General features: G+C 63.7%; 19 protein-coding genes. 6 read left to right on the top strand and 13 right to left on the bottom strand.

Going from position 1 to position 13689, the window contains the following annotated elements:
• The 12 genes from VMR39_RS01070 to VMR39_RS01015 all read right to left on the bottom strand — a co-directional run.
• Nucleotides 1-350 (bottom strand): hypothetical protein (locus VMR39_RS01070; protein ID WP_325413504.1); only part of this gene is annotated, 350 nt, incomplete at its 3' end.
• Between the two features lie 17 nt (nt 351-367).
• A complete protein-coding gene (locus VMR39_RS01065) occupies nt 368-862 on the bottom strand; it encodes an MmcB family DNA repair protein (RefSeq protein ID WP_325413502.1) in 495 nt (164 codons plus the stop codon).
• A 109-nt stretch (nt 863-971) separates the two neighbouring features.
• Nucleotides 972-1622, bottom strand: a complete 651-nt coding sequence (locus VMR39_RS01060; protein WP_325413501.1) for a cell wall hydrolase — start codon at nt 1620-1622, stop codon at nt 972-974.
• Between the two features lie 174 nt (nt 1623-1796).
• Nucleotides 1797-2138, bottom strand: coding sequence for a DUF1491 family protein (locus tag VMR39_RS01055; protein WP_325413499.1), 342 nt, complete (start codon nt 2136-2138; stop codon nt 1797-1799).
• The gene (locus VMR39_RS01050; RefSeq protein WP_325413497.1) at nt 2128-2589 is read right to left on the bottom strand and encodes a PaaI family thioesterase; all 462 of its coding nucleotides are present in this window, start codon (nt 2587-2589) and stop codon (nt 2128-2130) included. Before VMR39_RS01050 ends, VMR39_RS01055 begins: the two co-directional genes overlap by 11 nt.
• Nucleotides 2576-3043, bottom strand: a complete 468-nt coding sequence (locus tag VMR39_RS01045; protein WP_325413495.1) for a PTS sugar transporter subunit IIA — start codon at nt 3041-3043, stop codon at nt 2576-2578. Before VMR39_RS01045 ends, VMR39_RS01050 begins: the two co-directional genes overlap by 14 nt.
• A gap of 158 nt (nt 3044-3201) precedes the next feature.
• Nucleotides 3202-3792: a ribosome hibernation-promoting factor, HPF/YfiA family gene (gene hpf / locus VMR39_RS01040; protein WP_325413493.1), complete on the bottom strand. Its 591-nt coding sequence runs from the start codon at nt 3790-3792 to the stop codon at nt 3202-3204.
• An 85-nt stretch (nt 3793-3877) separates the two neighbouring features.
• On the bottom strand, nt 3878-4570 hold the full coding sequence (gene dnaQ, locus VMR39_RS01035; RefSeq protein ID WP_325413491.1) for a DNA polymerase III subunit epsilon: 693 nt from the start codon (nt 4568-4570) through the stop codon (nt 3878-3880).
• A 32-nt stretch (nt 4571-4602) separates the two neighbouring features.
• A complete protein-coding gene (gene coaE / locus VMR39_RS01030; protein ID WP_325413489.1) occupies nt 4603-5196 on the bottom strand; it encodes a dephospho-CoA kinase in 594 nt (197 codons plus the stop codon).
• On the bottom strand, nt 5196-6020 hold the full coding sequence (gene aroE / locus VMR39_RS01025) for a shikimate dehydrogenase (RefSeq protein ID WP_325413487.1): 825 nt from the start codon (nt 6018-6020) through the stop codon (nt 5196-5198). The genes coaE and aroE overlap by 1 nt, the downstream gene beginning before the upstream one ends.
• Complete coding sequence (locus VMR39_RS01020; RefSeq protein WP_325413485.1) at nt 6017-6634, bottom strand: Maf family protein; 618 nt, start codon at nt 6632-6634, stop codon at nt 6017-6019. The genes aroE and VMR39_RS01020 overlap by 4 nt, the downstream gene beginning before the upstream one ends.
• The gene (locus tag VMR39_RS01015) at nt 6631-7458 is read right to left on the bottom strand and encodes a pyruvate, water dikinase regulatory protein (protein ID WP_325413483.1); all 828 of its coding nucleotides are present in this window, start codon (nt 7456-7458) and stop codon (nt 6631-6633) included. Before VMR39_RS01015 ends, VMR39_RS01020 begins: the two co-directional genes overlap by 4 nt.
• Before the next feature lie 289 nt (nt 7459-7747).
• On the opposite strand from VMR39_RS01015, the gene hemE reads away from it, so the two are divergent.
• Together hemE and VMR39_RS01005 are read left to right on the top strand one after the other, a co-directional pair.
• Complete coding sequence (hemE, locus tag VMR39_RS01010; protein WP_325413481.1) at nt 7748-8806, top strand: uroporphyrinogen decarboxylase; 1059 nt, start codon at nt 7748-7750, stop codon at nt 8804-8806.
• Nucleotides 8806-9246: a CopD family protein gene (locus VMR39_RS01005; protein WP_325413476.1), complete on the top strand. Its 441-nt coding sequence runs from the start codon at nt 8806-8808 to the stop codon at nt 9244-9246. Before hemE ends, VMR39_RS01005 begins: the two co-directional genes overlap by 1 nt.
• A gap of 106 nt (nt 9247-9352) precedes the next feature.
• On the opposite strand, the gene panC is transcribed toward VMR39_RS01005, so the two are convergent.
• Complete coding sequence (panC, locus tag VMR39_RS01000; protein ID WP_325413474.1) at nt 9353-10198, bottom strand: pantoate--beta-alanine ligase; 846 nt, start codon at nt 10196-10198, stop codon at nt 9353-9355.
• 109 nt (nt 10199-10307) lie between these two features.
• Here panC and VMR39_RS00995 point away from each other — a divergent pair, with 109 nt between their 5' ends.
• The 4 genes from VMR39_RS00995 to VMR39_RS00980 all read left to right on the top strand — a co-directional run.
• The gene (locus tag VMR39_RS00995) at nt 10308-11114 is read left to right on the top strand and encodes a division plane positioning ATPase MipZ (RefSeq protein WP_325413472.1); all 807 of its coding nucleotides are present in this window, start codon (nt 10308-10310) and stop codon (nt 11112-11114) included.
• Nucleotides 11114-11554: a J domain-containing protein gene (locus VMR39_RS00990; RefSeq protein ID WP_325413470.1), complete on the top strand. Its 441-nt coding sequence runs from the start codon at nt 11114-11116 to the stop codon at nt 11552-11554. Before VMR39_RS00995 ends, VMR39_RS00990 begins: the two co-directional genes overlap by 1 nt.
• Complete coding sequence (gene pgmG / locus VMR39_RS00985; protein ID WP_325413468.1) at nt 11551-12927, top strand: phosphoglucomutase/phosphomannomutase PgmG; 1377 nt, start codon at nt 11551-11553, stop codon at nt 12925-12927. The genes VMR39_RS00990 and pgmG overlap by 4 nt, the downstream gene beginning before the upstream one ends.
• Nucleotides 12928-13347: 420 nt before the next feature.
• Nucleotides 13348-13689, top strand: a 342-nt coding sequence (locus VMR39_RS00980) for an outer membrane protein transport protein (protein ID WP_325413466.1), incomplete at its 3' end; no start/stop codon positions are given.

Here is a 13689-nt window from a genome sequence, read left to right as displayed (position 1 = left end):
TGCGCGACGCCGCTTTTAAGCACGCAGGATTCGAGCGCGGCCGCGAGCCGTTCGACGGTTTCACTCGCATCGACGCGGCCAAGCCAGCTCCAAACCCGCGGCTTTGACGGCACGATGAAGCAGAGATGGCCATCGGGATGTCCGGAATAGGGACCGCATCCGATCCAGAGCGAAAAGCCCGGATTCGCAAGCATCACGCACCATCCCCAATCTTCGGCGACGATCCTGCGGATGCGATAGCCATGGACCGGCAGCGCGATCGCCAGTTGCCGTGCCAGCATCTCCCCCGCCGGTCCTGTCCCCGGCGGATCGCGCAGCGCTCCCGATCGAAATTCCAGATGGGACCGCATGCCCCTCCCTGCCTGACCTACCAACCCAGCTCCGCAGCATGGTCCGGGTCGCTGAGCGCCGTCAACCTTCGTGCGGCACGCCGGGCGAAGCGCAGCGTCTCCGCCTTGCGCCGGGCGGCCGCCAACGGCTCCACCGGTGCGGGACGGACCAGTTCGGCATCATATTGGTCGGCAACGATCAGTCCGGTGCGCGTCGGCCACAGCGCCTCGCTCTCGAACGGGCTGAGGTCGAACCCGGCCGGCACCGCCCAGAAGAACCGGTCGCAATAATCGAAATAATCGGGCCATTTCATATCGCCCAGCAGGTCGGCGCGGCTGCACTTGATCTCGACGATGGTGAGCCGCCCGGCGCTGTCGATCGCCATGATGTCCGCGCGGCGGCCATTGGGCAGCGGCACTTCCAATATGCCGCTCATGTCGTGGCGGAAGAAGAGGCGCAGCGTACCCCGCGCCACGGCCAGTGCGGTGCCATCGGTCAGGGGCGAACAGGTGTCGGGGGAAGCGATATCCATGAGCGCGATATTAGAACATTATAGGAACAAAAGAAAAGGCCGATTCGGATGTCCGAACCGGCCCTCTGCTATTCAGTGCTGCCACACCGCCAACGGTGCGGAGCCGATATCAGCGATAGAAGATATGATTGTCGATCGACGCCAGCTTGGTCTTGCCCCAGTCGGGCGAAACGCGGCGGGCGTGGAAGAAGAGCGCGCCCTCGGCGCGGCTGTCCCAGCTGTCGTCCATCGCGATCTGGGCGATGGCGACGGCCTCGCGCCAGCTATCGCTGCCGATGCGGATCGGCGGCATGCCATGGCCGCGCACGAAGCTGAACTGGCTCGGCTGATAGACGACGCCGCAGAGGCTGTCGGCGAAACGGCCGGACTTCGCGCGATTGATGATCACGCGCGCGACGGCCAGCTGGCCTTCCAGGCTTTCGCCCTTGGATTCGAAATAGACCGCACCGGCCAGGCACTTCATGTCGCCGTCAAGCTCCTCGGGCGCGCCTTGGGCGTCGACCAGAGCAGCGAGGCTGTTCGCCTGGAAATCGGGGTCGGTCGAAAAACCGTTTGCGCCCAGCGGGGCGGTGGCCAGCGGCTGCGCGACTTCGCGCGGCGCGGCGAACGTGACGGACTTCTGTCCGTTCAGGGCTTCGATGGGAAGCGAGGAAGAGGTGACGAGCGTTTCGCTCGCTACCGACATATCAGAGGCCGAGACCGCAGCGGCGGCGGACAGGGCAAAGGCTGCGAAGATGGCAGCTTTAAGACGAAAACTCATTCCGGTTCAAAAACGTGCGGTTCTTGGCCTGGGCGTCGCATTAACCATATTCTTCGCGATGACCGGCCGCCTCCCGTCTGCGTGTTTACCGCGCCCGCCCCCCAATGGGCGATATCGGCAACCTGCGCGTTGGCGTTGGGCGCCTCTGCCCGGCTCATGACGATGAGTCAACGATCAGCAGATCGTTTCAGCGGCGAAGCGTTCCCCTTCCGGGACATCGAGTTCTATCAGCCACAGGTCCGGGTCCGACCTGCGCCGGCGCGCGATATACTGGTCCAGCGCCTCCGGTCCCTCTTCGGCAGAGGGTCCACAGCGCATCAACGCATAACCGCCGACAAAGTTCGGCACCCGTTCGAAAAGGCCGGTTTCCCGCCCTTTTTCGAGAATTTGCACGAGGATGACGCCACTGATCTCGTCGCCCTTCGCCAATATCGTGGCAAAGCCACCCGCTGCCGCCACACGGCGACGCAACGCCCCGACCAGCATCGCGCTGGTCAGCCGCGGATCAGCCGACATAGCCGGGGAGCGATGACAGCGGGAATTGTGATCGCATGAAGGTGCCGGTGCCCCGCCCAACCTCCTCGCCGCTCACATCGATCAGGCTCGCCTCGGCGACATAGACGCGGCGCCTGCCGCTGATCCAGCGGCCCTCGGCGCGAATGCGCCCCGGACCGATCGGCCGGGTGAAGAGCAGATTGAACGCGGTGGTCAGCAGGAACCGGTCACTGACCAAGCTGTTGGCGGCGTAGAAGGCCGCATCGTCCAGCATCTTGAAATAGACGGTGCCATGCACCGCGCCCGCAGCATGGAACTGGCTTTCGTCGACATCGAAATCAATGACCGAATGGCCCGCTTCCGGGATGCTCAGTTCCGACCGGAACAGGCTGTTTATCGGCGCCGACCGATAGAGATTTTCGAGCGCGCGGAAATGCGCAACCTCGCCGCTCGGCGCATCAGGCTGCGTCACGCGCCTCGCCGCCTGCGAGCAGCGCGTGGAGCGCTGCGGTCGATCCGGCGCCACGCAGGCGCACGACGTTATTTTCGTCGCGCAGATAGCGGGACACGCGCGCCAGCGTCTTGAGATGCTCGGCGCCGCTATCGACCGGCGACAGCAGGGCAAAGACGACATCGACCGGCGCTTCGTCCACAGCATCGAACGGCACCGCCGGATCGAGCAGAACGACCACGCCGCACATCTTGTCGAGGCCCGCGATCTTGGCATGGGGAATGGCGACGCCACCGCCAAAACCCGTCGATCCCAGCCGTTCCCGTTCGAACAGCGCGTCGCCTACCTCATCCGCGTCCAGTCCATAGGCGCAGGCTGCGAGGACGGCGATCTTCTGGAAAAGCGCCTTCTTGCCGTTCGCCGCCAGCGCCGTAGCGAGCGCTTCGGGCGACACGATGTCGTTGAAGTTAACCATGGTCTATCCGAAACGGCCGAGCCGCGCAGTCCGTTTCATCGCGCTTTTGCTCGGACAATGAAAGCCCGGTCCCATAAGCTGCCTGCTCCCGCAGGTCAAGGCAAGGGGCCGGGCCGGGACCGGGTCAGCCCTGCGGCTCGACCCGGCCTATGCTGCGATCAGGCACGGGGCTCAACCCAGCCAATCGTACCGTCGTGGCGGCGATAAACCATATTATAGGCCGACGTGCCGGCATTGAGGAACAACAGCGCATTGGTGTTGCGCAGGTCCAGCATCATCACCGCGTCGGACACGCTGGCCTCCGGAATATCGACACGGGTTTCCGCCACGATCAGCGGGGCGTCGGCCGGTTCCTCCTCATCGCCGGACGCGAAGATGGTGTAGCCCGCGCCGTCGATATCATCGACGCTATAGCCATTGGCCCGCTGCGCCTCGGCCGCGGCCGTCTGTGCGCTGCGGTCCTTCAGGCGGCGCATGTAGCGGCGCAACTGCTTTTCGATGCGGTCCGCCGCCTGTTCGAAGGCCGGATGCGCTTCCTGCGCCTCGCCCGCGCCCTTCAGGATCAGCCCGGTCATGACGTGGCACACGATATCGCAATGGAAGGCGCCATGCGGGGCCGGCCGGAACGTCACCTGGGCGGAAAGCGTGCGGGAAAAATATTTCTCGGCCATCCCTTCCAGTCGTTCGGTGACATGGCTCTTGAGCGCGTCGCCCGTCTCGACCTGATGCCCGGAAACACGAATATCCATATGCCTTCTCCTTATTCTTGCCGGGTCGTCGGGAGGACGGCCCGGTTGGCTTGGAGGCATGAGGCCCGGCAGTTTTCCTGTCGGTCTATGCCTCCTGCAACCAGAGCGGCTCGGTCAGCGTCGCGACAAACGCCGCATGCCGCTCCAGTTCCTGCGCGCTGGCCGTGAAGACCCGCGCGGGACGAACAGGGCGAACCATGGTGGTCTCCATCAGTTCCACCCTGACGATCTCTTTGACCTCCTCCTGTGCCAGACCCAGACCGATCTGACGGCCTCCGGTCAGTTCGATATAGAGCTGCGCCAGCAATTCGGCGTCGAGCAGCGCGCCATGCTTGACGCGATGGCTGCGATCGATGCCGTAGCGTGTGCAGAGCGCATCCAGGCTGTGCTTGGCACCGGGATGCAGCGTCCGTGCAATGGCGACCGTGTCGACCATCCGGTCCATCGCCACTTCGGGATGGCCGCACAGCTTGAGTTCGTGATTGAGGAAGCCAAAGTCGAAGCGCGCATTGTGCGCGACCAGCGGACTGTCCTCCAGAAATTCCATCAGTTCCAGGGCGCCCTTCGCGAACAGGGGCTTGTCCCGCAGGAATTCGGCAGACAGGCCATGCACGGCGAAAGCCGCGGCAGGCATGTCCCGCTCGGGATGATAATATGCGTGGAAGGTTCGACCGCTGGGCACGCGGTTGATGAGTTCGATACAGCCGATTTCGACCAGTCGGTCGCCGGATGCGGGATCGAAGCCCGTCGTTTCGGTATCGAAAATGACTTCGCGCATCGCCCTCTTCATTCGACTCTGTGGGCCAACCCTTATCTGCCTGTCTTCGCGCCAAGGCAAGCGACCAGACGCCTGACCTGTGCGCGGGTCGCGGCAAATGTCGTACCCGTATGGATGATATAGTTCGCCCGACGCCGCTTTTCAGCATCGGGTGTTTGCAGATGGACAATCTGGCGAAATTTTTCCGCAGTCATGCCCGGCCGCGCCAGGACTCGCTTGCGCTGCTTCCATGCCGGCGCGCTGACGACGATGACTCCATCCAGCCGCTTCTGCCCATGTGTTTCGAACAGCAGCGGTATGTCGAGGATCACGAAGGCGCGCGACCGATACCGGCGCAGAAATTGTTCGCGCGAATCCCGAACCGCTGGGTGGACGATGGCCTCCAGCGCCTTTCGCTCCTGCGGATGGCCGAACACCGCCGCGCCCAGCTTCGCCCGGTCGACGCCCTTCTGCCCGGTCGTGCCCGGAAAGCGCGCCTCGATCGCCGGGAGCAGCCGCCCGCCCGGTCCTTGCAGTCTATGCACTTCCGCATCGGCATCGAACAGGGGCACGCCTTCGCGCCGAAACATTGCCGCGACCGCCGACTTGCCCATGCCGATCGAGCCGGTGAGCCCGTAGACCTTCATCAGTCTGCCGCGAGCAGCAGCGCGCGCAATTCCTCGTCCAGGTCGCGCGGCGCTTCGGCATCGAAGAAGATGTCGAAGGCCAGCGCCGCCTGCCCGATCAGCATTTCAAGCCCGTCGAGCGTGCTGAGGCCCCGCGCCCGCGCCGCCTTCAGCAGCGCCGTCTCCAGCGGCGCATAGACGATGTCATAGACGGTCGCGCTGCCGGGCAGCGGCGACAGGTCCAGGTCCAGCAGCGGCTGGCCCACCATGCCCAGCGAGGTCGAATTGACCAGCAGGTCGGCGGCGGGCAGCTTGTCCGTCATGCCGATCACCCGCCCACTGGTTCCCGAATGGTCGAGCAGCGCCTGCCCCTTGGCCGGATCGCGCGCCATGATGGTGATGTCCGGCACGCCCAGGCTGGTGAGCGCGAACAGGATCGCCCGCGCCGCGCCGCCGGCGCCGACCAGCACTGCGCTCTGCCCCTTCCATTTGTCGCGCAGCAGCGGCTGGAGGAAGCCGCCCGCATCGGTGTTGGTGCCGATCAGCGGCCCGCCCGTTTCCGATGCGATCGTGTTCATCGCCCCGATCCGCTCGCGCACGCCGCCCGGATCGTCGGTATAGTCCATCACCGCGATCTTGTGCGGGATGGTGACGTTGCAGCCCAGCCAGTCGGGATCGGCACGCCGCGCAAGGAAATAGGCGGCCAGCCCATCCGGCGTCACATGCGTTTTCTTGTATTCCGCCTCGATATCCAGCGCCTGGAGCCAGAAATTGTGAATCAGCGGCGATTTGCTGTGTGCGATCGGATCGCCGATCACTTCTGCATAGGGGAGCTTGTCGGTCATGCCGCCAGAACGCCCCGCACGCGCAGAAAGTCAAGCAAAGGCAGCAGCGGCAGGCCCTGAATCGCGAACTGGCTGCCTTCCACCTTGCTGAAGATCTGCACCCCCGGCCCCTCAATCCGGTAGCAGCCCACGCACCAGCGCAGTTCCTCCCAGTCGGCGTCGAGATAGGACTGGATGAAGGCGTCGGACAAAGGCCGCACCGTCATCCGCACCCGCTCGACATGGCGCCAGACGCACAAGCCATTGAGCGCGATCACCGCCGCGCTGTGAAGATGATGCACCCGTCCCGACAACAGCTTCAGGATGCGTGCCGCATCGACGCGATCGACCGCCTTGTCGATCATCTCGCCGCGTTCGTCGCCATCGCCGATGCCCCCCGCCAGACTCAATGTCTGGTCGCAGCCCAGCACCAGCGCGCCCGGCACCCGCCGCGACACCTTGAGCGCCTTCAACTCCGCCAGCGCATCGGCGAGCGCCCGCGCGTCGAAGCCATCGGCGCGCAACGCTTCCTTGGCCGCTTCCTCGTCGACGCCGGGCGACAGCGCCTCGAACGGCACCTGCGCGGCGCTCAGCAGCGCGCGACGGCTGGCGCTCTGCGAAGCCAGTACGATCATATCTCATGCCCTTCCGCCAGTTCGCGGTCGTTGAACAGATTGATGATGGCGGCCGCCGCCTCCTCGATCGATCGGCGGGTCATGTCGATCACCGGCCAGCCATTGTCGGCAAACATGCGTCGGGCGAAGGCCAGTTCCTCCTGCACCTTGTCATTATCGACATAGGCGGTTTCGGGCGCCTGGTTGAGCGACAACAACCGGTTGCGCCGAATCTGGATCAGCCGTTCGGGGCTGACGGTCAGCCCCACGACCATCGGATGCCGCAACGAAAAGAGGCTGCGCGGCGGCGGCGATTCCGGCACCAGCGGGATATTGGCGGTCTTGTAGCCACGATTGGCGAGATAGATGGAGGTCGGCGTCTTGGACGCGCGCGACACGCCCGCCAGCACGATATCCGCCTCCTCCCAATTGTCATGCCCCACGCCATCGTCATGGGCGATGGTGAACTGGATCGCCTCGATCCGGGCGAAATAGGCTTCGTCGAGGATATGCTTGCGCCCCGGCCGGGTCCGCGTTTCCTGCCCCAATATGTTGGACAGGGCGTCGGCCACGCTGTCGAGCGCCGCGACATGCGGCAGTCCGAGCGCGCGGCAGCGCGTCTCCAGCCGACGGCGCAACATATGATTGGTGAGGGTGAAGAGCACCAGCCCCGGATTGGCGGCGATTTCCTCCATGATCCGGTCGAGATGGACTTCGGATCGCACCATCGGCCAGAAATGGCGGATCGCCTCGACATTCTCGAACAGCCCGATCGCTGCCTTGGCGATATTCTCCAGCGTCTCGCCAGTGGAGTCAGACAGGAGATGAAGGTGGATACGCGCCATGGGCACATCTCTGTGGGGAGGCTGTGGATAAAGCAAGGGATGAATCTGTGGATAAATATCGACCCTTTTCCCGTCCCCACTGGCCGGAATCTTATCCACAGCCCCCCAACAGACCCGATTTTCCATCCACAGCCTGTGGATAACGGGGATAGCGACTCTGACTCGCCGCAACTTCCGTGACTCTGGGGAGTCAATCTGTTGGCAAAAGCGGGCACAACGCATAAACCCCGCTGCCAACGGACCAACTATCTCCACCATCCTTTGAATCTAAAATTAAAGAGAGAGTCTGATGCGTATCGACGCCCCGGCGCGCCTCACCGAAAAGCCCCTGATGGGCGTCCTCAAGGGAGAGCGTCCCGCCGTCCCGCCCATGTGGCTGATGCGCCAGGCCGGCCGCTACCTGCCCGAATATCGGGCGCTGCGTGCCGACAAGGGCGGCTTCCTCGAACTGGTCTATGACAGCGCCGCAGCGGCCGAGGTGACGCTTCAGCCTCTCCGCCGCTTCGGCTTCGACGGCGCGATCCTCTTTTCCGACATATTGATCGTCCCCTATGCGATGGGACAGGATCTCTGGTTCGAGGCCGGCGAAGGTCCGCGTCTAGCCCCGATCCTCAGCCAGACCGACCTGTCGATGCTGAAACCCGATTTCAGCCGCTTCGAGGCCATCTACGAGACCGTCCGGCAGGTGAAGGCGGCCCTGGACCCGGACGTGACCTTCCTGGGCTTTGCAGGCAGTCCCTGGACCATCGCGACCTATATGGTGGCGGGGCAGGGGAGCAAGGATCACAGCGCCGCCCGTCGCATGGTCTATAATGAGCCGGACAGGTTTGCCGCCCTGATCGACGCGATCGTCGATGCGACCGTCCTCTATCTTTCGGGCCAGATCGAGGCTGGCGTGGAAGCGGTGCAACTGTTCGACAGCTGGGCCGGCAGTCTTGCCCCGCTCCAGTTCGAACGCTGGGTGATCGAGCCGAACCGACAAATCGTCGCGCGGCTGAAGGCGATCCATCCCGATATTGCGGTGATCGGCTTTCCCAAGGGGGCGGGCGAGAAGCTGGCCGACTATGCGGCGCGGACCGGCGTCGATGCGGTCGGCGTCGACGAAACGATCGATCCGCACTGGGCCAATCGGGCGCTGCCGCAGGGCATGCCGGTGCAGGGCAATCTCGATCCGCTGGCGCTGATTGCTGGCGGCCCGGCGGTGGAGGAGGCGGTCGACAATATCCGCGCCGCCTTTGCCGACCGTCCGCATATCTTCAACCTTGGCCATGGCATTCTGCCCGACACGCCCATTGCGCATGTCGAAGCGCTCGTTGATTATGTGCGGAAGCAAGGAGTTACCGACTGATGGCGTATCTTGGTGCTGCCTATCTCTGGGTGAAGGCCGCCCATGTGATCTTCGTCATCTTCCTGATGGCGGGACTGTTCATGATGCCGCGCTTCTTCGTCTATCACCAGGAAACCGTGCCCGGATCGCCGGAGGACAAGCGCTGGATCGAGCGGGAGACGCGCCTGCTCAAGATCATCCTCAATCCCTCGCTTGTGCTGGTCTGGGTCTTCGGCCTGATGCTGATGGTGGAGATCGGCGCCTGGCATTTCGGCTGGTTCCACCTGAAGCTGCTCTTCGTGCTGGCTCTGTCGGGCTATCATGGCTGGATCGCGGGCTATGCCAAGAAGTTGGCGCGGGGCGAGCGGCCCTATAGCGACAAGAAGCTGCGAATGCTGAACGAGATACCCGGCGTCGCCGCCGCGGTGATCGTGATCTGCGTGATCGTGAAGCCCTTCTGACAGGCTTCTGTCCTACAGAACCCAATGCGATTATGATGGGAGGCGACCCACAGATAGGATCGCCCCCGCGCAATAAAATGTCAAAATATGCAGGAAATATGCGAAGTTAAGCGGGATCGACCGCGATATTGTCGATGAGGCGGGTGGAGCCGAGCTTCGCCGCGCCAAGCAGCCGGGCCGGGCGATCCAGCACCGCCATCGGTTCCAGCGTCGCCGCATCGCACAAGGTCACATAATCGACCGGGCCGAAGCCGTGCGCCGCGAGCGAGGCGATCGCCTTCGCCAGCGCACCCTCGACCGGATCACCCTTTTCGATCTGCCTCTTCGCCTCGCCCAGCGCGCGGGGCAGGGCGAGCGCGGCCTTGCGTTCCTCCTCGGTCAGATAGGCGTTGCGAGAGGAGAGGGCGAGGCCGTCCTCGGCCCGTTGGGTCGGCATGCCGATGATCTCGATGGGGATGTCTAGGTCCGCAACGAAGCGGCGGATCACCGCAAGCTGCTGATAATCCTTCTCGCCGAAGATCGCGACGTCGGGCCGCACCTGGTTGAACAGCTTGGTGACGACGGTGGCGACGCCATCGAAATGGCCCGGCCGCGCTGCGCCGTCGAGGCCGTCGCTGATTCCGGTTACGCTGATATTGGTGGCGAAACCGGCGGAATACATGACCTCGACCGTTGGCGCCCAGAGGATGTCGGCACCGACCGCGCTGAGCATCTGCGCATCCTTCGCCTCGCGCCGCGGATAGGCGTCCAGATCCTCGTTCGGGCCGAACTGCTTTGGGTTCACGAAGATCGAAACCACGACATGGCGCCCATGACGCCGGGCTTCTTCCACCAGCGCCATGTGGCCGTCGTGCAGGGCGCCCATGGTGGGCACCAGAACCAGCGGTTTTCCGTCGCTCTTCAGCGTTTCGACGGCGGCCCGGAGGGCGGGGAGATCACGCAGCGTTTGCACGGGAGGAAGGGCTCCGATAAGGGCGGGATGATATGGGGCGTTCTGCTAGGCCTGTGCCGGCGCGACCGTCAACACGCATTGCGACAATCAACGGGGTTATCAGGGTCCGATGGCGAATCCGCAGCCGCATCTCATCGTGTTCGCCAATGAAAAGGGCGGGACGGGCAAGTCGACCACGGCGGTCCATACCGCCATCGCGCTCTCCGCGCTTGGTCACAATGTCGGCTTGATCGACCTCGACCCGCGCCAGCGCACCGTCACCCGTTACATGGAAAACCGCCGCGAAACCGCGCGCCGGCGCGAGATCGACCTGCCGACGCCCGATTTTGCCGTCTTCACCGGCGACAGCATCGACGCGCTCGACGATCAGGTGATCATGATGGCGCAGGGCAAGGATTTCCTGGTGGTCGATACGCCCGGCCGCGACGACGTCTATGCCCGGCACCTCGCCCCCCATGCCAATACGCTGGTCACGCCGATGAACGACAGTTTCGTCGATTTCGACCTGATCGGCCAGGTCGACCCGGAAACCTTCAAGGTCCGCCGCCTGTCCTTCTATTCCGAACTCATCTTCGACGCGCGCAAGACGCGGGCGAAGGTGGACGGTGTCACGATCGACTGGGTGGTGCTGCGCAACCGCGTCCAGCATCATGATGCGCGCAACAAGAAGCGGGTCGGCGACGCGCTGATGGAACTCTCGCGCCGGGTAGGATTTCGTGTCATTCCAGGCCTTTCGGAGCGCGTCATCTTCCGTGAACTCTTTCCTTCGGGCCTGACCTTGCTCGACAAGGGACATCTGGGCGAACTGGGTGTCAGCCATATCGCCGCGCGACAGGAACTGCGCGAAATGGTGTCGGGCTTTGCCTTGCCCATGGATGAGGGCGCGCCGCCGCTGGACCTGCTTGGCGCCGCCTGATGGGCTGGCTCGCGCTGCTGCTGGCTGGCCTTGCCATCTGGCTGATCTGGACTGGGAGGCTGCAACGCATGACGGCAAAGGATGGCATGATATTGGGCGCAGCGCTGGTCGGTGCGGTGCTGGCGGCGAAGGGCAAGCCGGCGGTCGGCGCGCCCTTGTTGATCGGCGCGGCGCTGTTCTTCGCCAGGCAGGGCAACGCCAGGAGCCGTCCGCGCAAGCGTGCCGCCACGCCTCCGACGTCGCCCAATGCGGCTGAGGTATCCAAGGCGCGCGCGCTGCTGGGCGTTGCGCCCGATTCCGATGCCAAGGCGATCCGCGCTGCCCATCGCCGCCTGATCGCTTCGGTCCATCCCGACAAGGGCGGCACTGAAGCGCTGGCCGCCGAAATCAATGCCGCCCGCGATCTGCTACTCGCCGACCAGAAACAGAAGCAGCAGTGACGCACCGTTTCGACCCGACCCTGCTGCGCGACTATGATCTGCGCGGCACGGTGGGGGAAACGCTTCATGCCGGCGACGCCTGGGCGCTGGGCCGCTGTTTCGGAACCGTCATTGCCCGGTCGGGCGGCCGGCGCGTCGCGGTCGGCTATGATGGGCGGCTAAGCTCGCCTATGCTGGAAAAGGCGCTGGTCGAAGGGTTGACCCGAAGCGGTATCGACGTCGTACGCATCGGTCTCGGTCCGACGCCGATGCTATATCATGCCGAAATGACCGGCGATGTGGACGGCGGCATTCAGATAACCGGCAGCCACAATCCCGGCGACCAGAATGGCTTCAAGCTGGTGAAGGCCCATGCGCCCTTCTTCGGCGACGATATTCAGGCTCTGGGCGTCATGGCGGCGGCCGGCGATTGGAACTCCGGAGCGGGACGTGTCGAGACGGTCGACATCATGGACGCCTATGTCGCCCGGCTGATGCAGGGTTTCGATGGGCCGGCCTGCCGGATCGGTTGGGACGCGGGCAATGGTTCGGCCGGGCCGGTGGTGGAGAAGCTCGCGCAACTCCTGCCAGGTGAGCATCATCTGCTCCTCACCGAAGTGGACGGCCATTTTCCTCATCATCATCCCGATCCTTCCGAAGACGAGAATCTGGCCGACCTGCGCGCGCTTGTCCTCGGCAAGCAGCTCGATTTCGGCGTGGCTTTCGATGGCGATGGCGACAGGATCGGCGTGATCGACGCGCAGGGGCGGACGATCGCGGGCGACCAGTTGCTGGGACTCTTCGCGGTGGATGTTCTCAAAAACCGCGCCGGCGCACCGATCGTCGGCGATGTTAAGGCCAGCCAGACCGTCTTCGACCGCATCGCCGCGTCGGGCGGTCGACCCGACATGTGGAAGAGCGGCCATAGCCATATCAAGTCCAGAATGAAGCAGATTGCCAGCCCGCTTGGCGGCGAGACGACCGGGCATCTCTTCTTCGCCGACGATTATCCCGGCTATGACGATGGCCTCTATGCCGCCGTGCGGCTGATCCGGCTCGTATCGACCATGGGATTGAGCGTCACGGACATGGGCGATCGTCTACCAACCAGCATCATCACGCCGGAACTGCGCTTTCCTGCGCCGGAATCCCGGAAATTTGCTGTGCTGGAGGAGGTCGCTGCCCGTCTTCGGACAGCTGGTGCTGATTTGTGCGACATTGACGGCGTCAGGGTGCGCACCGCGGACGGGTGGTGGCTACTCCGCGCGTCGAATACGCAGGCGGCGCTCGTTGCCCGCGCGGAAGCGACGGATAGGGATGGGTTGGTTAGACTGCTGGCCCAGATTGATTCGCAGCTCGCCGATTCGGGGATGAGGCGGCCAGTCGGCAATTGATGGCAACCAGCATAAAAAATTTGGTACCGTTATCGTTCTGAAATGAAACTTTCCTTTAGGGAAATGGTCGCTTTTTTGTATGATTGCAGAAAATGCAATCACGGCATCATGTTTCGCATTTGCGACAAAGCGCGCTGCACTGCAAAAGGAACGGGCCTTTCAGGCATCCTCTCCTAAAAACTTAATAGCCGCCTTCGGGCGGCTTTTTTTTGTCTTTTTCAGGCCACTGCTTTTGCCGAGTGCCGTAGCGTCGATCCGTCGCTAACCATCAAAGCGGTTGGCTGGAACCGCAGAATTCCGCCGTTCGACACTGGAAATTAACGACATCTTTGGTAAGCCGCATAGCTCATAAGCCGGTTTGGCGCGTTGGACCGCCGCCCTTTCGGTATGAGAAAAGTCGCGTTTAGCAGAGGATTTGCCATGTATCTTAGCCGCCGTTTGAGCCGTTTTCTTCTCGTCACTGCGGCCGTGGCTGCACCGCTTCCCGCCTTCGCAGGTGGCTTCTATCTCCAGGAACAATCCCCGATCGAAACCGGCCGCGCCCTGTCCGGTGGCGCAGCGGCGGGCGATGATCCCTCGACCATCTATTTCAATCCGGCGGCCATGACCCAGCTGTCGGGTATCCAGACCTCGATCGGCGGCTCCGCGCTGATGGCGTCGGCACACCAGACCAATCGCGGCACCTACCGCTCCGTGCCCGGCTCCAACATCCGCGTGCCGGTCGGCGGCAATGACGGTGGCCAGCCGTTTGAGAGCGTGATT

Origin of the sequence: Sphingobium sp., assembly GCF_035511395.1 — a bacterium.
In the GTDB taxonomy this organism is placed as follows: domain Bacteria; phylum Pseudomonadota; class Alphaproteobacteria; order Sphingomonadales; family Sphingomonadaceae; genus Sphingobium.
The sequence above is the reverse complement of the archived record's forward strand: the minus strand, read 5'-3'. Positions and strand labels throughout refer to the sequence as shown.